Below are 18,065 nucleotides of genomic sequence, written 5' to 3'. Positions count from 1 at the left end.
TTGCCATGACCGAAGCCCCGCACTCCCATTTCAAACGCCATCGCTTTCCCGCTGAGATCATTGCTCACGCCGTGTGGCTCTACTATCGATTTCCGTTCAGCTTGCGCGATGTCGAAGATCTGTTAGCCGAGCGCGGTATCGCCGTCTCGTTTCAGACCGTCGCGGAATGGGCAGCTAAATTCGGCTTGAAGTTCGCTCGTCAGCTCCGGCGCCGCTCACGAGGTTAGTTTGCCGACAAGTGGCAACTCGATGAGATGGTGGTGACAATCAAGGGGAAAAAATACTGGAACTGTTGCAAACTTTCCGTCAATGATCGGGTGTATGATCTGGTTTTCAAGCGAGCCGGGATTATGTGATGTTCAAGGGCCGTCATTTCGATAAGTCAGTAATCTTACTTTGTGTGCGATGGTACCTTTCCTACAATCTGAGCTTGCGCAATTTGAAGGAAATTATGGCTGAACGCGGTATCGATCTCGACCATTCAACAGTCCACCGTTGGACGCAGTATTTCAGTCCGATATTGCTTGAGCGCTTCAACCGCAAGAAACGCCAAGTCACTCGAAAATGGAACGTCGATGAAACCTATGTTCGCGTCAAAGGCCAATGGATGTATTTCTACCGTGCCATTGATAGTAATGGTGATACGGTTGAGTTCTGGTTTAGTGAAGAGCGTGACTTAAGGGCTGCCAAACGCTTTATGCGCAAGGCTTTAGCACGCGATGGTAGCCCGAACCGCATCACGATTGATGGCAGTCAGACAAACCGAACAGCAATCATCCAGTGTGACGCCGAAGATCGACTAAAGCGAGATGGAAACCCGATTGCTATTCAATCCTCCAAGTACATGAATAACCACATTGAACAGGATCACCGGCGTATCAAGCGCCGGATAAGATCCATGCTAGGGTTCAAATGCACAACCTCAGCCAACACCACTTTGGCTGGTATCGAACTCATTCACATGATGAGAAAGCAGCAGGGCTTCTTCGCCGCAGCGACACCGCTTTCACTCAAACAACAGTTCACAGCCCTCGCAGCATAATTGCGTCTGCAGCCAGGGCATGCTCCGTGATGAACGAATTTTTGCAACGGAACCATTGTTATCGCTTGGAAGTCGCACTTCAAGCTAGCCAGAACCCACCAGGCTACATGCCGTGTTTTAGCAAGTTAAAGTTGCGACGTCTCCAGCAAAATAGAAATGTGACAGGTGGTCGATGATAGGCACGGTGGTCCAGCTCCCGATCTGGCCGACTGGTTGGAGTTGCAAGGCCAGATCGGGAGCGGGTGAGTACGCACCTCTTCGGCTTTAAATTCCTCACTAACAGGCGACTGTGCGGCACGTCGACATTACGCTAATGCGGATCATTGCGAGGGAGGTAATTCAAGGCCGTCGGGTAATGAAATCCAGATTACCGTTTGCACTTCCGTAGAGTGCCGTGACGATCCTTTACCATGTGTATCAGTGACTAACACAAAGCTGCCAGCCGAGACATGTCGTATTTAGCCGTCACTCGTTTCGTATTTAACTGAGCCATCAAGTCTAACAGTCAGAACTGGTTCCGGCACCTTATTTATGCCACGCCACTTCTCGCATCCCGCTGGGATGTGAGTGATGCGCACGCGAGAGGCTGGGTAGCTGGCGGTCACATCAAAGGGAACCGCTTCCGGATGCACTGACCGCATGGTAGTCGGCAAATCAATCTCATCGAAATGAGATTCCCCGTCCGTCGAGGCGTATATGCGCAGGCACTTCATTGCGACCAACCTGGCATGGATATCCGCAATGGGGCCCAAAGGGGACGATTATTCTGCCGCTTCCATACGCGCCGACGCCTTCTCCCGACGCGCGATAACTTCCGGCTCGTTGTGTATTTTGAATCGCATAAGTTCTTTACGGAACTTTTATGCTGCCTTTCTGGAAGACACTTGGTGTTTCGTCCGTTCTTGTGCGACCAGATGGCTGTGTGGCGTGGGTCGCGGCAGATGACGACCAAGGCTTTGTTGAAGCCGTTTCGCGTTGGTTCAGCAAGGCTTGATAATTTCAACGATCCACTGCCGAATTTCTCGCTTTGCCGGTCTCCTTCAAATGGTCGATGAATGCGCGGAACGCGGGCGAGATTCTTCGTCGGCTCGGGTAAAACAGGCTGAAGCCGGGCAAATCGTCGACCCAGTCGTCAAGGACTTGCACCAACTCGCCGGTTTCGAGATCGGCGGCCACTTGGGAGCGGAGCAGAACGCCAAGACCCAGCCCGTCTATAACGGCCTTTCTGATCGCCTCGCCGTCGTCAAAGATGAGAGAGGGAACAACTTTGTAGTCCAGCTTCTGATGCTCTTTTGCCAACGGCCAGCGCAGGAGTTGCGATGAGCTGACATATCGATATGATACGGTGCGGTGATCGATTAGATCTTCCGGACTAATCGGCACGGGGTATTTCTCGAAGTAGGACGGCGCGCCGGCGATCACGACAGGGGTTGTTGCGGTCAAAGGAAGCGCCACCATGTCCTTGTCGATAAGGGTGCCAAAGCGGATTCCGCCATCGAACCCCTGCGCCACCACATCATCCAGTCCTTCATTGGTGGAGATATCAATAACGACATGAGGGTAGCGCTGACAGAAGCTCGACAGCGCCGGACGGATAATGCTCTCAAACGCGACGGGGATCGTTGTCACGCGAATACCGCCTGTCACAGTCGTCCTTTCCTCTTGTAAGGTCTTCAATTCCTCTGCCAGATCACGCATCGCTGGGCCAAGGATTTCCAGCAAACGCCGCCCAGGGTCGGTCGGGGCGACGCTTCGAGTTGTTCTCGCGAGCAGCGGAACCCCTATCTTCTTCTCTAACTGGCTGATCGTATAGCTAAGGGTAGATTGTTTTATTCCGAGTTCGGAGGCGGCCTGTGTGAAGCTTCGACAGCGTGCCACCACTTCGAAAACAGCCAAATCGCGAAGGATCATCCGGTCCATTTATCGATCTCATCTCTAGGTTCTTTCGAAAAATGGCAGTTTATCGATATCCGGCTGGGCGTCTATCCTCCCCTTGAACGTCTGGTGGTGAAGCAGGGCAAAGCCAGCTTCATCGTGAGACAACTAAGTTTCGTTGAGGGATAAAGACCGTGAAGGCAGCTGTTTACGACGAGGCGGGGACTCCTGACGTATTGCAATACCGGGATGTTGCCGACCCCAAAATTGGTCCAGGCGATGTTCTGATTGCTACGACTGCAATTTCGATCGAAGGCGGTGACTTGATCAATCGCCGCTCGAATCCTCCTGCTTACTCGTCGTGGATTGTCGGATACGCGGCCTCGGGACGGGTCGTGGAGGTCGGTGCCAACGTCCGCAACCGCAAAGTCGGGGACGAGGTCACGGCCTTCAACATGCAGGGGTCGCACGCCGAACTTTGGGGGGTACCTGCAAACCACTCATGGATCGTGCCAGCAAACGTGGATGCAGCTTCTGCTGCAGTCGTGCCTATCTCGTTTGGTACCGCTCACCATTGCCTTTTTGCCAAAGGCAGCCTTCGTTCCAGGGAGACAGTTCTCATACAGGGAGCGGCCGGAGGTGTCGGGCTCGCAGCTGTGCAACTCGCTGCTCGAACCGGAGCAAGGGTGATCGCCGTTTCCAGCGGCGAGCGACGGCTGGAGAAAATTTCATCTCTCGGTGCGGACTACGTCATTGATCGTTCCTCCGGCGATGTGGTTGATGCGGTACAGCAGATTACGGAAGGAAAAGGCGTTGACCTGGTGATTGATCCTGTCGGTGCCACCTTGGCCATATCGCTTGCGACCATGGCCCACGAAGGCCGTCTCGTCTTTGTCGGCAACGCGGGCGGCGGCGGTCTCTCCTTGGATCTCTGGCCCGCCATGCAATCGAACCAGACCTTACACGGCGTGTTCATGGGGCCGCTTCTCGAACGATATCAGGTCAGTTCAACAATTGACGACCTGTTGACCGCTCTCGGAAGGGGTGAGATTCGGGTCATGATTGAAAAGACATTTCCCCTTTCGCAGGCGCGAGATGCGCACGATTTTGCCGAGAAAGCGAAGCCACTTGGCCGGATCATCATGACCCCTTAGCGGAACGTAAATGCACGGAATGAGATTAAGGCCGATCGTGGGGGCCCATAGACGCAGAAGGGCGAAAGTCACCCCTGGCCGACAGCCGGATGATCTCGCGAATACTCCCTCATCGCCAGCAGGACCGGCATGAGCTCATGGCCCGCACGGGTCAGCCGGTATTCAACATGTGGAGGCTGCTCATGGAAGTCTCGTCGCTCGACGAGACCGTCGGCTTCAAGATCCCGCAGGTGCTGTGTGAGTACCTTCTGCGAGATGCCGTACATTTCCCGCAGAAACTGGGAACTACGCATCGATGGGCTAGCGAACAGGCGAAACAGAATCTGCAGCTTCCATCTTCCGCTCAGCATTGCCAGAATGCGACTGACATGGGCGACGGAGCCATCTGGCCCGAGACACGCGGAATGTTCGCTTACGGGCACTTTTAAGTGCGTAATTGCCTCAGTCATCAACTTCCTTTTTTGTCGGTTCCTGATTGAGTATCGGAGTGATCATAATGAATTTGAAACTCGACGGAAAGATCGCACTGGTTACGGGCAGTAGCAAGGGGATCGGCGAGGGGATAGCTCGCGGGTTAGCGCGCGAAGGTGTAATCGTCATCGTCCACGGTCGCGATAAAGCAAAAGCAGAAGAGGTCGCGAACGCGATCTGCCTCGAGGGCGGGCGCTCGCACGTCGTCATCGGTGACTTGACCTGTGAAGACGACGTCCAGCGTCTGGTTGAAAAAGCGCAGGCCTTTATCAGGCCTGTCGATATCCTCGTTAACAACGCCGGAGGCTCGGGGGAGCAAGAGGACTGGGCGACGACGCAGTCTCGCACATGGATAGACGGGTATGAGCGGAACGTTGTTGCCGCGGTGAGGGTGACGTCGCGTGTGCTGCCGGCGATGCGCGTCGCGAGGTGGGGGCGTGTGATCAATATTTCCAGCCTTGCAGGTATGATGCCTCCAGCAGGCCGGCCCGACTACGGGGCAGCGAAAGCGGCGATGCTAGCGATGACAGCATCACTGGCAAAAGATGTCGCGGCAGACGGGATTACTGCGAATACCGTATCTCCGGGCACCATCCACAGCACCAGCCTGGAAGCAGCATTTCGCAAGGTTGCTTTTCTTGCCAGTCCACGCGCAGGTTATATCACTGGCTCAAACCTGAGGCTCGACGGTGGGCTTTGGCCAGGGCTGTGAAGCAGGCTGATTTTTCAGGTCGCCTGAGTTGTGGACGCGCTAGGTCAAATGCGACTTTGGTCGGCGTGACAGATTCTCGGTTCTGTATCCGTGTCCGATAACATTGGCGCGGAAGACCTCGGCAGGCGTTCGATAGCCGAGGCCGAGGCATTTTCTTGAGGTCGCGTTAAGACCTGCGCAGAGGACACGCAGGTCGTCTTGCGTAAAGGTTTCGGGATCGGTGTCGCGGCATATAAAGCGCCTGAGCCGTTTGTTCGCATTTTCGATGCTGCCTTTCTGCCATGGGGATTGTGGATCGCAGAACCACGTGCGAGCGCCTAGCTCGGCCTGCAGGTGGGGCCAGTCGATGAACTCCGAGCCGCGATCGAAGGTGACCGATCGGCGCGCGGTTGCGGGCAGGGGGCGCAGTGCCGCGGCAATCTGTGACATGATGGGGGAAGGGGTATCCACACCATCAGTGGCCGAACTCTCTGCGCCCTGCGACGACATCGGGCCGGAACAGAATGCTGAGTTCAGGCGCAAATTTCGGCGGTGGTCGCTTGCGGTGGCGATAGCCATGACGTTTGCGACGGCCTGAGGCGAGGTGCCGCCAAAGCTCCGCCGCGCGACCCTCCTCGGAATAGACGAACTGGTAGATCGTCTCCTGGCTCGCGCGTGGCGTCGCACCCTCGAACCACATCCGTCCGGCAATCTGTTCCGGGCGCCAGCCAGCCTTCAGACAGACCACGATCCGTTGGCGCAACTCAGAGTAACGGATGAGCTTACGGTGCCAGAAAGGCATCGTTACGTTAACCTGCCTACGGACATATCTCGGACTTTATGCATTGTTTGTAAGCGGATTACAGGCCAGCGATATCGCGCCAGATGGTGTTAGCGGCTTGGCGCAGTTCGCGGTGAATGGCAGAGGTGAAGCGGTCGCGGGGGAAATGGTGAAGGTTGTAGATCGGGTCGTGAATGGATGCGAAACGCTGCAAGTGTCGTGCTGATTTGAAGCGCTTCATGCACCGCTCTTTCCGTCTTATGGGTTGATGAGAATTCTCGGCCCGATTGTTCAAACCTTTATGTTGGCGATGATCACAGACCGTAAGGCTGATCTCCCGATTGGCAGCACCATAAGATCCCAGTTTATCCGTGACCATGACGCGGGGAGCTGTGCCCTGACATGACAGCAACTTCCGAATGAAGCGCCTCGCAGCTCTGGTATCGCGACGTTTCTGGACCAGCACTTCAAGCACAAAGCCATCCTGATCAACAGCGCGCCACAGAAAATGTCGCTCACCATTGATTGTCACGACAGCCTCATCGAGGTGCCATTTATCACCAAGGCACGGTGTGCGGCGACGGATTGTATTGGCATAGTCTCGTCCAAACTTTTCAGCCCACTCGCGCACCGTCTTGTGAGTGACGATGATCCCTCTGTAACCCAGCATGTCTTCGACCATGCGAAAGCTTAGCGGAAACCGGAAATACAACCACACTGCTTCGGCGATACAGTGCCCTCATTCATACTCCATTTGACATTCTTACATATTGCGTCGATGAAAGCAGGAAGCGAATTCACACCGTTCGCTACGGGCGGAATTCTATGGCAATATACTGTTGAACAGGTTTTTCATTGGCGCAGTTTGCAGATGTTTCTCTGATCGAGGTTCCCAAGCTGACGGCAAGCGCCCGGGCTGTGTTTCGCACCTTGGCCCGGAACGGATCGGCCACCCGACCTGAATTGGCGGAACGCCTGGGATTGTCCCGGCCCACCATGTCCATCGCGATGGAGGATCTGGAGCGCCTAGGTTATGTCGAGATGACAGGCGTGCGCCAGCGCGGTACAGGCCGTAAGGCCGTTATGTACAGGCTTGGACCAGAGGTCGGCCATATTATTGCGGTGGATGCTGGCTCCACCAATGTGCGCCTCACCGTATCGACATTCGATAACCGCATCCTGTACAGCGGCGGCTATCATCTCGGCGCCGACCAGCGCCGCTTTACGCCGGAACTCGAGCAGGCCGTAGCCCAGGGGCTGAGAGATGTCCGCCAGGCAACGCAGGATAGTTGGGGGCCGTTGCGATCGATCGGCATCGCATTGCCGACAAAAGTCGAGCATCAGATTGCTTCCTCGGAAGAAATTTCTGCGCTCTACCCCCACATATCCCGATCGATTGAGGCGTTGAACATTCCTGTCATTCTTGAAAATAACGTCAATTGCGCAGCAATCGCGGAGGGCGCGTTCGGCAACGCGACGCATGCTTCCGACTTCGTCTACATTCAGGTCGGCGTCAAAATCGGGATGGGGATCGTGTTGTGCGGCGAGCTGGTTCGCGGCAGGAATGGGGGCGCGGGTGAAATCAGCTCGCTTCCTTTCCCCTGGTCGCCAGATATTGCTCCGAACAAGGAAGCGCTGGAAGACTATCTTGGCTCGGAAAGTCTCATGCAGCGCGTTTTGAACGAATGGCCCGCCGGAGAAGCGCCTCCGAAGGATGCTCCTGCCCTGTTCGCGCTGGCCCAGAATGGCCATGGCATTGCGCGCTCGCATGTCGATCGGCATGCCGACGACGTGGGGAGGCTGGTAGCGGCCTGCGTTTCGGTTCTCGATCCGGGTCTGGTGATACTCGGCGGCGGTATCGGGCACAATGCGCAGATCCTGCCGAAAGTCCGCGATGTGGTGAATCATCTGTCCGGACCGACCCAGATCGAGGTCACGGGGCTGGGGGTGGAAGCTACATTGAAGGGCATACAGCGCCTGACGCTCCGATGTGCCGAAGAGCGACTGATTGGGGAAAACGCAGAGTAGATCGCTCCACTCTGCGTTTGCCGGGAGTACTAGGCTTTGTCGATCTTCGTATCGGACTGGCGATAGCGGAATTTCGTATCGGTCAGTCCGGCGGCGTCCGAAAGCTCGGCGGCGAGCAGCTGCGCCGGCAGAATATCAAGAATCGCCCGCGCGATGTAATTTTCGAAGGCCGGCACGCGGACGACCGTGAGATTGCCTTCGTCGGTGATGTCGGCATTGCCCGTAACCAGCAACACCGCGCAGCCGAGGTCGGCCATATCCTGTGCCAACTTCAATTCACGCCCGTCTCCAAAAATCACCACGCCGGTCATGGCGTCCATTGGTTCCATCGGGCCGTGGAGATAATGGAGCGTATCGGTTGCGCTGGCGGGAATACGCGCTGCCTCGCGGATAAGCAGGCCTGCCTCGCCCGCCGTTCCGAGCGACGACACCGCGCCGACGCAGTCGATGGCGCGCCGTTCTTTGAAGATGGATCCGACGCGCTGCATCTTGGTTGCGGTCTCGTTTAGAATCTGCTCGGCCAGTAGCGGTATCCGCGCCCAGTCGGCGCTGTTGCCGTGGAGTGCGTCAGACAGCATGCCGGCGGCCAGCAACGTCGCGGTATATCCCGTGCTGGACGGTGTGGCGTCCGCGCCCGACTTGAACGAGAGCGCACCGCGCGCGGTTTCTGCCAGAGGATTGGCGGATTCGCTCGTAACTGCGAGAGAGAAGACATCCGCATGATTGCGCAATGCGGTCACAGGTTCAATGCTGCGGCCTCCCGCGGAAAGTGCGATGATCGCATCGGCGGGGTCACCTGGTTGCATGAGATCGACGGCGTGCCACGCCATGGCGCGGCGTCCGCGTCGCTGCAATTCCCCTGCAGTGACCACCGCCGCCTCATAGCTGGCACCAATCCCGGTGACGGCGAGTGCACCTTTGCGCAAGAGCGCGAGATCGAGCTGTTTCAGCTCGGTTTCAATGACGGACAGACTGCTCGCAAGCTGCTGCGGCTGCCGTGCAATCGTTGAACGATAGCTCATTTTCTACTCCTTCGTTGATAAATCAGTAGAGGGTGCCCGTAGCATGCGTCTGGCCAGCGCGCAGGCGCCCATAACGGGGGGCTTGTCCAGGATACGTGCCTGAACGCGGCCCTCGAACCTGCATGCGACATGACGCAGAAATGCCTGCGCGAAATCCGGCTGAGCAGTGATGACGCCGCCCCCCGCAACCACCTCGCGGGCTTGCACACCACGGTCCATCAGACGGGCAACTAGCGTAGTCAGCGCCGCCGCGCCTTCGTCCAGGGTGCGCTTCGCCAGTTCCGAACCCAATTCGGCGGCCTTGAACACCGATGGCGCATGTCGTCCCAGACGTGCACCGGTGCCGCTTGCCGAAATGCTGCTCCCGATTCGTACCGGCGAGGTGATGCCAAGGCTCTGGCAAAGCAGGTGCACGAGAGGCTCGTCGGTGGACCCACCGCAATCGAGATAAAGGCTCGCTATGCGGCCCGCCTCGCGGACAAGCCCGCTTGCACTGCCTTCGTCCCCAATCACCCAGCCCCATCCGCCAGCAACGAACATTTCTTCATCCGGATTCCGGGCTACGGCAATCGAACCTGTGCCGGAGACGACTCCTATGCCGTCGAAAACGCCCATCGCCGCGGGAATTAGTTCAGCATCGTTGACCACGCGCACCGGAAACCGGGTGTAGCTTTCGAACGCATTCTGGAAAGCATCACATTCATGCTGGTCGTCACAACCATGTGCGCCGACGGCGAGCGCGCCGATGGGAGCGCCGTCCACCAGCGAACGGGCCATTTCGGTCAATGTCTGCGCGTCGGCCACCCACTCGTGCCTGCGCCATGACACGGTCGGAACGACCTCGTCACCCATCATTCTTCCGCCTGCGAACGAACGCAGATGCGTCTTGGTGCCGCCGATATCGATGCCGACTGCGATAACATTCATGAAAAGCATCTTTCTTCAATAGTTAATTCGACTTACAAATGAATTACACAAAAAATCAAGCAATTTTTGTCCAATAATTCGGTAATTTTGTTAGCCTATAAAAAATGATTGGAAAAAGAAAATTCATTTGTTAATATGCCTAACTAACGAAGACGGCCGTTGGAGGTCGCCGAAGGGGCAAGTCTTAACATGCCGTTCAAAAGGAGGAATGCATGGGTTGGATTGGTTTTGGATCGGTCGCCGCACTGGCGCTGACTGGGGCGCTGGCCTCAGGTGCGGTGCAGGCTCAGCAATTGGATTATTGGGTATATTCCGACTTCGCCCAGGGCGAAGCGCTGAAATTGCAGCAGACTTTCATCGATGAGTTCACGGCCAAGCATCCTGGCGTAAAAATCACGATTTCGGGCCGCGGCGATGATGACCTTCTCACCGGCCAGATCGCGGGCGCATCAAGCGGCACCGGACCGGATGTCTTTATGAACTCGACGTCGCTCGGCGCAATTCTTGCGAAGGCAGGCGCCCTGAAGAACATCTACGAGGACTGGATGGCCATGCCGGAGGAATTCCGGGCCCAGTTCAGTCCCGACCTGATCAAGATGTGCACCCCTCAGCCGGGCGTCATGTATTGTCTTCCTTATACTGGCTACGGCTCGTTTATGTATCGCAACCTCACGCTCCTGGAAGAGGCGGGCATAAATCCAAAGCAGCCGATCAAGGACTGGAGCGACTGGAAGGCCCAGATGGAGAACGTCGCCGCCACGGGGAAAAAGGCCATTCCGGACATGTCGCAGACCTGGCTGTCGCTCGCCAATATCTACTCTGGCACGGCCCAGCCGGAGGAATGGGGCATCGATTTCGATAACAAGAAGACGCGTATCAACCCTGACAAGCTAGCTGAAACCGCGCAGATGCTGCTCGATATCAAGCCTTACACGTCCGGCACATCCGAAGACGACCAGGTTACGAAGGATCTGTTCAGCACCAACCAGCTCGCTTTTGTGGTGAGCGGTCCTTGGGTCAACCCGATTTTTGAGCAGGCCGCCAAGGAAAGGGGTCTGAAATATGACCGCGTTCTGGTGCCCGGCGCCAAGGAAGGTCAGTATGGCGGCGTGAAGGGTTTCGAATTCATCGCGATCGCCCCGAAGGCCAACGCCAAGCTCGCCTGGGAGTTCGCAGCCTATGTCGCGGAAAAGAAGCAGATGATACGCTGGGCATCAGCACTCGGCCGCTTCAACAGCAACGAGGCGGCATTGGCCGATCCTCAGGTCGCGGGCCATCCGCTTCTTGCCATCACCAATGAGGCCTCCAAGCATGCGATCTTCAACCGGCCGCCCTTCTTCGTGAAACCCTATCCGACCGACTACTGGTCGGTGCTCCTGGACGGCGTGGCCGACATCGTCGAGGGCGACGAAACGCCTGAGGACGGCGCCAAACGGATTGTCGGTGAACTCAACGAACTCATCGAGGCCGAATAGCACACTATAAACTGGCCGGCGCGCCCTGACCAGGCGGGCTGGCCCCAATGCGAGCCTTGTTGACGTGATGCAGAAATCATTCTGGAATTATCTGATGCTGGCGCCCTTCATGATCCTGTTCGGCGCCTTCTTCTTCTATCCGATATTGAGCGGCTTCAGCTATAGTTTCTACAACTGGGATGCTGTGCGAGAACCGGTCTTCGTCGGCCTGAAAAACTATGAATCCGTGCTGGGTTCGCGCAATTCCAGGATCGCGGCGGGAAATCTTGCAACCTATGTGGCCATTACCGTGCCGTTGGGCATCACGGTGGCATTCGGCCTTGCACTGCTCGTCGATCATTTCTCGGGCTTCTGGGGCCGGTTTTTCCGCAGCGTCTATTTCGTCCCGGTTGTTATGCCGCTCTTTCTTGCAGCTACGATTTGGCGCTGGCTCTACGCGCCCAATTTTGGAATGCTCAATCTGGTGGCCGGTTGGGTGGGCGCGGGCAATATCCGCTTTCTCAACGATCCCGATGTGATGCTCTACTCCATGATCGCGGTCGATGTCTGGGTGTCGGCGGGGTTCAATATGGTCATTTTGCTCGCCGGCCTGAAGAATATCCCACGTCATTATTACGAGGCTGCACGTCTCGACGGCGCGACCAAATTGCAGGAGATCGTGTTCGTGACATTGCCGATGATCAAGCCGGTAATGATCTTCGTGATCACCTATAGCTTCATCTCGGCACTTCAGGTCTTCGATCTGCCGTGGCTTCTGACCGGCTCCTCCTTCCTCGACTACGGCGGACGCCAGAAGGCGCTTTTGTTCCCCGTGATGGACATGATGGGACGCGGCTTCGGCAGCCTGAGCTTCGGTCTCGCTTCCGCCTACGGATTCATCTTAACCTTCGTGATCGTCGTGATCACTGCCGCGATCTTCGCCTTGCAGAAAAAGGATGCACAGACATGACGCACAGCCTTTCCCGCATCACGCCATGGGCCGCAGCGAAATGGGTGGCAGCCCTGTGCATCGCTATCGTCATGGTATTTCCAATTTGGTGGATGTTCAACGTGGTTTTCGCCGATCCAGGCATCCCCGTATCCCTCAATCCGCGTCTTTATCCCACCTCTCTCAGCGCTGGCATCGAAAACATAAGTCGGGTTCTCAGTGAGACGGGCTATATGCGCGCTTATTATATTTCCGTCGCTTATACCGTGCTGACAATCGCAGGCGTTCTGCTGGTCGGCTCAATGGCTGCGTTCGAATTTGCCCTGTTCGATTTTCCGGGCAAACGCATCTTCTTTGCACTCGTCATGCTCTCCCTGATGGTGCCCACGGCGGCGACCCTGATCCCGACCTATCTTTTCGTGGCGAAGCTCGGCTGGCTCAACACCATGCAGGGCCTGGTCGTACCCGGCCTCGCTTCCGCCTTCGGTCTCTTCATGCTGACCCAGTTCATGAAGAGCATTCCACGGGAAATGCTGGAAGCGGCCCGGCTGGACGGTGCGACGCATTTCCAGCTCTACTGGTTTATAGCGTTGCCGCTTTCGAAAACCGCGCTCGTGACGCTGGCTATCCTTACCTTCATGAAGACGTGGGGTAACTTCATCTGGCCGCTCGTCATCAGCCAGAGGCCGGAAATGTTCACGGTGAGCCAGGTGGTCAGCCTGTTCAACGCGCCCCTTTCCCATACGACAGTTGATGTCGTCATGACCGCCAATCTCTTAGCCGCTATCCCACCGCTCGTCTTTTTCCTGATTTTCCAGCGTCAGATCGTGGAAGGCATCGCATCATCGGGAACCAAGGGCTGAGCCATAGCCCGTCTCGCCGTCTCTTGAATGGAACATATCATGTCGTCGCTACAGATTCTCAACGCCACCAAGAATTACGGGGCCATCGAAGTCCTCAAAGACATCAACCTCGATGTATCGTCCGGTGAATTCGTCGTCTTCGTCGGGCCGTCCGGGTGCGGGAAATCGACATTGCTGCGAACCATTGCTGGTTTGGAGGAAATCACCGGCGGCGAAATCCGGCTCGATGGCAAACGTATCAACGACGTCGATGCTGCAAAGCGTGGCGTGGCCATGGTGTTCCAGTCCTATGCGCTCTATCCACATATGACGGTCGCGGAAAATATGGGCTTCAGCATGCGCCTGACCAAGGCGCCAAAAACGCAGACACAGGAGCGTGTCCGCAACGCGGCACGCATATTGCAGCTCGAAAAGCTTCTGGACCGCAAGCCGGCGCAGCTTTCCGGCGGCCAGAAGCAGCGCGTGGCCATTGGTCGGGCGATCGTGCGTGAGCCGAAAGTGTTTCTGTTCGACGAGCCACTCTCTAATCTTGATGCGGAACTCCGCGTCCAGATGCGGGCAGAGCTGGCCCAACTGCACCGCCGCCTCGGCAATACCATGATCTACGTCACGCATGACCAAGTGGAGGCGATGACGCTTGCCGACAAGATGGTCGTCCTCAATGGTGGCAGGGTTCAGCAGGTCGGTCATCCTCTGGAACTCTACGACGATCCCGACAACATGTTCGTCGCCGGCTTCGTAGGCACGCCGCGGATGAATTTCATAAAGGCGCAAGTGATTGAAACCGATGCCAGCGGCACGACGGCGGAATATCTTGCGGAAAGTGCGGGCGGACGACTGCGACTGCCTATAAAGAATGTTCCCGAAGGCGCGGGGTCGGAAATCTGGCTGGGGATTCGTCCCGATCATGTGAAGCTGTGCGATGCGGCAGATGCCGGAGCGCTTCCGCTTGTCATTGATTTCGTAGAGGAGCTGGGCGATAGCACCTGCTTGTATGGTTCACTACCGAATGCAGCCAAAGTTACGGTGCTCACTCATGGCAAGCGTCACACTGACGCGCAAGGGTCTACGGCCATCGCCTTCGATCCGCAACGCGTCTTCGTCTTTGATCGTGAAGGCGAAAGACTGCGCGCGATGATGTCCATTGGCTGAACGCTGTGTCCAGCACTCGTGGGATGAGCGCGCAGACGGCGGCACTGTAACGTTAACTTTGTGGAGAAGTTATCCCAATTGCATCAGGTTATGTCGCAAATTTTTCATCAGGTTAAAAGCGGCCTGATCTTCAGACGTAATTATGCTGCAAGCTCCGCAAAGACCTCGAATGGCGAGCGGTTGTCATTTGCGAACTGCTTCTTGCGGATCATATGTGCTACTTCGATGCCCGCGATTGTCGCTGAGGCCGAATGAAATGCCTTGAAGCTCAACATGTGTTTGGTAATTCGCTTGATAAACCGGTGATCCTGCTCAAGGATGTTGTTGAGATATTTAACCTGCAGGATTTCAATCATCTTGCTGTGACCGGTGATTTTCAGGATTGTGTTTACAGCTTGTGCTCCGGCCAGATTGGCTCCGCTTTTATCAATGACAATTTTGTCTGGAACACCGTTGGCTGCGATGGCTTTCTTGAAGAAACGCCGTGCAGCACCGAGATTTCGGCGTTCGGCGAGCCTGAAATCAAGCGTTTGTCCGTCACGGTCAACGGCCCGGTACAGATACGTCCATTGTCCTTTGACCTTTAAATAGGTCTCGTCAACACGCCAAGACGCAAGCGTTCGACGTCTACGCTTCTGTGCCTGATCTGCGATCTGTGGCGCGTAACGGACAACCCAACGGTTCAATGTTGCATGGTCAACGTTCACACCACGTTCGGCCATAATTTCCTGCAGGTCACGATAGGAACCGGGATAGCGCACGTAAAAGAAAACGGCGTAAAGGATGACACTTTTAGGAAAATGAGCCCCTTTGAAATCGATTGCCATACCCTGTCACCTCACTCAATTATTCGCTCCGAAGGGACAGTAGCGCAGCAGAAGTGAAAATTTCGCGACAGAACCGCCAGTAGTGATGAACATCAGCAGTGGCCATCAGAAAATTTACCACCACCATGGCAGTTATTTCTTCTGTACCTTCGAAACCGGATTAACTGCTTCGGGCTGCAATTCGGACGTTGGGACTCAAATAGCATGGTTTCTTGACTGGCAATCAGCGCATCGCCCTGTGACAGGGGCAGATGGTTCATATCCTTTCAAGGCGAGGGGCTATATTGTTGTCGGGAAGCGGTCGCCGCCGAAAATCTTGACTGGACGTTCAACCGACCCGTGTGTTGAACAATGTTCAATTGAAGCAGACCACCGAGCGGCTTAGGCCACCATCAATTGGCAATGCGAAACCATTGACATAGCTCGCCGCCTCGCTGGCAAGGAAAGTCATGACCTCGCGCATTTCTCCGGCGTGCCATAGCGTCCGGTCGGAATTTCTCTCTTGTTTTCGGGCGCGCCCCTTTACCTCCTTGGTCGGCGGTACACCGGCTGTACAACCTGGCTCTGACAGCGGACCAGGCGCGCATCACGCAACCACACTACAACATCTGCCCTACGCAGGACGCCCTGTTTGTTGCTCATGCTGGCGATGGCATGAAATTGCGCGAGGGCAGGGCAAGCGAATGGCTGACATGTCACGCCCCGATTGATTGGCGGAAATCAGATGAGGCACTTTTCGACGCTTGTCGTTAACGGTTAATCCGCTGACGGGCTACGCGGCATCACCGACCTTCAGTGACGGTTTCGGTCAATACTTTCGATGTAATAGACAAAGACGGCGCCATTATGTTGTGGCAAAGTTTAAACAACGGGAAATTGGATCAGTTCGCCATGAATCTGATCTGATTGAGGAGGTTTTGGCTATGAGAAATAGTTGATATTTCTGGATAGATCGGGAAGTAGCCAGATATACGTGGATCTTGTTATCTACATAGGTAAGATATTGAATGGTTATAAAAACAATTTGATATTTTGCTTTTTGAATAAATAAAACCTCCTCAGATTTACCGCAGATATCGAAGCTGATCGAGGATAGAGACAAGCTCCTCCGATTGGCGGTTACGATGCTTTGCGAACTGCCGGCATCGTTGGAGCAATAGTCGGGAAATCCCGGGTTCAAACCTGGCGATGCTCGAATCCTCGCCTTGGCTGGTAGTCAAAAGTGGCCGGTGGCATTTCAACAAAACCAGTAGGAGTATAGTCATGTTCAGGAGAAAGCATTCTTATCTATTTCTTTCTACCGCGACGATAGCTTTGCTGGCTACAGTAATGGCCCAGGGCGAAGGCCGTACAGGCGGAGGTTTAGGAGGTTTCGGGGGCTCGCTCGGCGGTGCCGGAACTTCGGCAGGTAGATCTGAAGGTGGTGTCGGTAGGTCTGCTGGTTCATCGCTGGGCGGTGGGTTTGGTGGAAATCTCGGGGGTGCCGGGAGATCTGGCGGTAAATCTGAAGGTGGTGTCGGTAGGTCTGCTGGCTCATCGCTGGGCGGTGGGTTCGGTGGGTCCCTCGGGGGGGGAGGCAGTGCAGGTTCATCTGTTGGCGGCGCAGGGAAATCCGGTGGAGCTGCAGCCGGAGGTGCAGGTAATGGCGGAGGTAAATCGGCGGGTGGTGCGGGGAAATCCGGTGGAGCGGCAGCCGGAGGTGCAAGTAATGGCGGGGGTAAATCGGGGAGATCAGGCGGCAAATCTGAAGGTGGTGTCGGCAGATCGGCCGGCTCATCGTTGGGTGGTGGCTTCGGTGGATCCCTTGGCGGTGCGGGCAGATCTGGTGGTAAATCGACGGGTGGAGCAGGCAAGTCGGCGGGGAAATCTACAGGTGGCGTGGGTCGCTCCGTCGGTTCGGCGATTGGTGGCGTTGGTAAGTCAGCCGGGAAATCGGCTGGTGGAGCAGGCAAGTCGGCCGGGAAATCTGCAGGTGGCGTGGGTCGCTCCGTCGGTTCGGCAATTGGCGGCGTTGGTAAGTCAGCCGGGAAATCGGCTGGTGGAACAGGCAAGTCGACGGGCAAATCTGTAGGTGGTGTGGGTCGCTCCGTCGGTTCGGCGATTGGTGGCGTTGGTAAATCAGCTGGTAAATCAGCTGGGAAATCGGCTGGTGGAGCAGGCAAGTCGGCCGGGAAATCTGCAGGTGGCGTGGGTCGCTCCGTCGGTTCGGCAATTGGCGGTGTTGTCGGCGGCCTTGACGGTGCACTCGGTGGTGCACTGGGCGGCGGCGCAGGTGGCATCGGAGGTATCGGCGGCTCACTTGGCGGTGCTGTCGGTGGTGTTGCTGGCGGTCTTGACGGTGCGCTCGGTGGTGCACTGGGCGGCGGCGCAGGTGGCGTCGGAGGTATCGGCGGCTCGCTTGGCGGTGCAGTCGGTGGTGTTGTTGGCGGCCTTGATGGTGCGCTCGGTGGTGCACTGGGCGGCGGCGCAGGTGGCGTCGGAGGTATCGGCGGCTCACTTGGCGGTGCTGTCGGTGGTGTTGTTGGCGGCCTTGACGGTGCACTCGGTGGCGCACTGGGCGGCGGCGCAGGTGGCATCGGAGGTATCGGCGGCTCGCTTGGCGGCACGATCGGTGGCGTTGTCGGATCGTTGGATGGCGTTCTGGGCGGCACCGGAGAAGACGGTGGCCTGGGCGGTTCGCTCGGCGGCACGATCGGTGGCGTTGTCGGTGGTTTGGACGGCGTTCTGGGCGGTACCGGTGAAGACGGCGGCCTGGGTGGTTCGCTTGGCGGCACGATTGGCGGCGTTGTCGGATCGCTGGATGGCGTTCTGGGTGGTGCCGGTGAAGAT

The 18,065-nt window shown here is 56.6% G+C and carries 17 protein-coding genes and 2 pseudogenes; 11 read left to right on the top strand and 8 right to left on the bottom strand.

Annotated elements, in window-relative coordinates; translation table 11 throughout:
• Positions 1–5: 5 nt before the first annotated feature.
• The 3 genes and pseudogenes from AAE521_RS24905 to AAE521_RS24895 form a co-directional block, all read left to right on the top strand.
• Positions 6–338 (top strand): annotated as a pseudogene (locus tag AAE521_RS24905) (IS6 family transposase); the annotation flags it as partial.
• A 17-nt stretch (positions 339–355) separates the two neighbouring features.
• On the top strand, positions 356–1,042 hold the full coding sequence (locus tag AAE521_RS24900) for an IS6 family transposase (RefSeq protein WP_342062834.1): 687 nt from the start codon (positions 356–358) through the stop codon (positions 1,040–1,042).
• A gap of 862 nt (positions 1,043–1,904) precedes the next feature.
• Positions 1,905–2,036: an aromatic-ring hydroxylase C-terminal domain-containing protein gene (locus AAE521_RS24895; protein WP_342062833.1), complete on the top strand. Its 132-nt coding sequence runs from the start codon at positions 1,905–1,907 to the stop codon at positions 2,034–2,036.
• A gap of 5 nt (positions 2,037–2,041) precedes the next feature.
• Here the strand turns inward: AAE521_RS24895 and AAE521_RS24890 are convergent, their stop codons facing one another.
• Positions 2,042–2,962 (bottom strand): LysR family transcriptional regulator, encoded by a 921-nt coding sequence (locus tag AAE521_RS24890; protein ID WP_342062832.1) that lies wholly within the window; start codon positions 2,960–2,962, stop codon positions 2,042–2,044.
• 149 nt (positions 2,963–3,111) lie between these two features.
• Between AAE521_RS24890 and AAE521_RS24885 the strand changes: the two genes are divergently transcribed.
• Positions 3,112–4,071 carry a quinone oxidoreductase family protein gene (locus tag AAE521_RS24885; protein WP_342062831.1) on the top strand — a complete coding sequence of 320 codons (960 nt, stop codon included), beginning with the start codon at positions 3,112–3,114 and terminating at the stop codon, positions 4,069–4,071.
• A 68-nt stretch (positions 4,072–4,139) separates the two neighbouring features.
• Here AAE521_RS24885 and AAE521_RS24880 read toward each other — a convergent pair whose 3' ends face one another.
• Entirely contained in the window at positions 4,140–4,520 is a 381-nt protein-coding gene (locus tag AAE521_RS24880; RefSeq protein ID WP_342062830.1) for a winged helix-turn-helix transcriptional regulator, read from the bottom strand.
• A 47-nt stretch (positions 4,521–4,567) separates the two neighbouring features.
• On the opposite strand from AAE521_RS24880, the gene AAE521_RS24875 reads away from it, so the two are divergent.
• On the top strand, positions 4,568–5,254 hold the full coding sequence (locus tag AAE521_RS24875; RefSeq protein WP_342062829.1) for an SDR family NAD(P)-dependent oxidoreductase: 687 nt from the start codon (positions 4,568–4,570) through the stop codon (positions 5,252–5,254).
• Between the two features lie 39 nt (positions 5,255–5,293).
• Here the strand turns inward: AAE521_RS24875 and AAE521_RS24870 are convergent, their stop codons facing one another.
• Genes AAE521_RS24870 through AAE521_RS24860 form a run of 3 tightly spaced genes read right to left on the bottom strand, consistent with a single transcriptional unit; the run spans position 5,294 to position 6,744 of the window.
• Positions 5,294–5,683: an IS30 family transposase gene (locus AAE521_RS24870; RefSeq protein ID WP_342062828.1), complete on the bottom strand. Its 390-nt coding sequence runs from the start codon at positions 5,681–5,683 to the stop codon at positions 5,294–5,296.
• A gap of 25 nt (positions 5,684–5,708) precedes the next feature.
• Positions 5,709–6,035: a hypothetical protein gene (locus AAE521_RS24865; protein WP_342062827.1), complete on the bottom strand. Its 327-nt coding sequence runs from the start codon at positions 6,033–6,035 to the stop codon at positions 5,709–5,711.
• A 58-nt stretch (positions 6,036–6,093) separates the two neighbouring features.
• The gene (locus AAE521_RS24860) at positions 6,094–6,744 is read right to left on the bottom strand and encodes an IS6 family transposase (protein ID WP_342062853.1); all 651 of its coding nucleotides are present in this window, start codon (positions 6,742–6,744) and stop codon (positions 6,094–6,096) included.
• Between the two features lie 125 nt (positions 6,745–6,869).
• Here AAE521_RS24860 and AAE521_RS24855 point away from each other — a divergent pair, with 125 nt between their 5' ends.
• Positions 6,870–8,042, top strand: a complete 1,173-nt coding sequence (locus tag AAE521_RS24855; RefSeq protein WP_342062826.1) for an ROK family transcriptional regulator — start codon at positions 6,870–6,872, stop codon at positions 8,040–8,042.
• Positions 8,043–8,071: 29 nt separating this feature from the next.
• Here the strand turns inward: AAE521_RS24855 and AAE521_RS24850 are convergent, their stop codons facing one another.
• Both AAE521_RS24850 and AAE521_RS24845 read right to left on the bottom strand, forming a co-directional pair.
• Positions 8,072–9,064, bottom strand: coding sequence for an SIS domain-containing protein (locus tag AAE521_RS24850; protein WP_342062825.1), 993 nt, complete (start codon positions 9,062–9,064; stop codon positions 8,072–8,074).
• Positions 9,065–9,067: 3 nt separating this feature from the next.
• Complete coding sequence (locus AAE521_RS24845) at positions 9,068–9,991, bottom strand: N-acetylglucosamine kinase (RefSeq protein ID WP_342062824.1); 924 nt, start codon at positions 9,989–9,991, stop codon at positions 9,068–9,070.
• Between the two features lie 212 nt (positions 9,992–10,203).
• On the opposite strand from AAE521_RS24845, the gene AAE521_RS24840 reads away from it, so the two are divergent.
• The 4 genes from AAE521_RS24840 to AAE521_RS24825 all read left to right on the top strand — a co-directional run bounded on the left by AAE521_RS24840 (position 10,204) and on the right by AAE521_RS24825 (position 14,409).
• The gene (locus AAE521_RS24840; protein ID WP_342062823.1) at positions 10,204–11,466 is read left to right on the top strand and encodes an extracellular solute-binding protein; all 1,263 of its coding nucleotides are present in this window, start codon (positions 10,204–10,206) and stop codon (positions 11,464–11,466) included.
• 67 nt (positions 11,467–11,533) lie between these two features.
• Complete coding sequence (locus tag AAE521_RS24835) at positions 11,534–12,415, top strand: carbohydrate ABC transporter permease (RefSeq protein ID WP_342062852.1); 882 nt, start codon at positions 11,534–11,536, stop codon at positions 12,413–12,415.
• Positions 12,412–13,257: a carbohydrate ABC transporter permease gene (locus AAE521_RS24830; protein ID WP_342062822.1), complete on the top strand. Its 846-nt coding sequence runs from the start codon at positions 12,412–12,414 to the stop codon at positions 13,255–13,257. The genes AAE521_RS24835 and AAE521_RS24830 overlap by 4 nt, the downstream gene beginning before the upstream one ends.
• A gap of 39 nt (positions 13,258–13,296) precedes the next feature.
• Complete coding sequence (locus AAE521_RS24825; protein ID WP_342062821.1) at positions 13,297–14,409, top strand: ABC transporter ATP-binding protein; 1,113 nt, start codon at positions 13,297–13,299, stop codon at positions 14,407–14,409.
• Positions 14,410–14,549: 140 nt separating this feature from the next.
• Here AAE521_RS24825 and AAE521_RS24820 read toward each other — a convergent pair whose 3' ends face one another.
• The gene (locus tag AAE521_RS24820; RefSeq protein WP_342062820.1) at positions 14,550–15,236 is read right to left on the bottom strand and encodes an IS6 family transposase; all 687 of its coding nucleotides are present in this window, start codon (positions 15,234–15,236) and stop codon (positions 14,550–14,552) included.
• Positions 15,237–16,499: 1,263 nt separating this feature from the next.
• Here AAE521_RS24820 and AAE521_RS24815 point away from each other — a divergent pair.
• Positions 16,500–18,065 (top strand): annotated as a pseudogene (locus AAE521_RS24815) (PE family protein); the annotation flags it as partial.

Source organism: Brucella cytisi, from assembly GCF_038433355.1.
Classification (GTDB): domain Bacteria; phylum Pseudomonadota; class Alphaproteobacteria; order Rhizobiales; family Rhizobiaceae; genus Brucella; species Brucella cytisi.
The sequence above is the reverse complement of the archived record's forward strand: the minus strand, read 5'-3'. Positions and strand labels throughout refer to the sequence as shown.

Coding starts and splice junctions, on each gene's coding strand:
- AAE521_RS24900 (WP_342062834.1), top strand. CDS start 356: ATGTTCAAGGGCCGTCATTTCGATAAGTCAGTAATCTTACTTTGTGTG.
- AAE521_RS24895 (WP_342062833.1), top strand. CDS start 1,905: ATGCTGCCTTTCTGGAAGACACTTGGTGTTTCGTCCGTTCTTGTGCGA.
- AAE521_RS24890 (WP_342062832.1), bottom strand. CDS start 2,962: ATGGACCGGATGATCCTTCGCGATTTGGCTGTTTTCGAAGTGGTGGCA.
- AAE521_RS24880 (WP_342062830.1), bottom strand. CDS start 4,520: ATGACTGAGGCAATTACGCACTTAAAAGTGCCCGTAAGCGAACATTCC.
- AAE521_RS24875 (WP_342062829.1), top strand. CDS start 4,568: ATGAATTTGAAACTCGACGGAAAGATCGCACTGGTTACGGGCAGTAGC.
- AAE521_RS24870 (WP_342062828.1), bottom strand. CDS start 5,683: ATGTCACAGATTGCCGCGGCACTGCGCCCCCTGCCCGCAACCGCGCGC.
- AAE521_RS24865 (WP_342062827.1), bottom strand. CDS start 6,035: ATGCCTTTCTGGCACCGTAAGCTCATCCGTTACTCTGAGTTGCGCCAA.
- AAE521_RS24850 (WP_342062825.1), bottom strand. CDS start 9,064: ATGAGCTATCGTTCAACGATTGCACGGCAGCCGCAGCAGCTTGCGAGC.
- AAE521_RS24845 (WP_342062824.1), bottom strand. CDS start 9,991: ATGAATGTTATCGCAGTCGGCATCGATATCGGCGGCACCAAGACGCAT.
- AAE521_RS24840 (WP_342062823.1), top strand. CDS start 10,204: ATGGGTTGGATTGGTTTTGGATCGGTCGCCGCACTGGCGCTGACTGGG.
- AAE521_RS24835 (WP_342062852.1), top strand. CDS start 11,534: ATGCAGAAATCATTCTGGAATTATCTGATGCTGGCGCCCTTCATGATC.
- AAE521_RS24830 (WP_342062822.1), top strand. CDS start 12,412: ATGACGCACAGCCTTTCCCGCATCACGCCATGGGCCGCAGCGAAATGG.
- AAE521_RS24825 (WP_342062821.1), top strand. CDS start 13,297: ATGTCGTCGCTACAGATTCTCAACGCCACCAAGAATTACGGGGCCATC.
- AAE521_RS24820 (WP_342062820.1), bottom strand. CDS start 15,236: ATGGCAATCGATTTCAAAGGGGCTCATTTTCCTAAAAGTGTCATCCTT.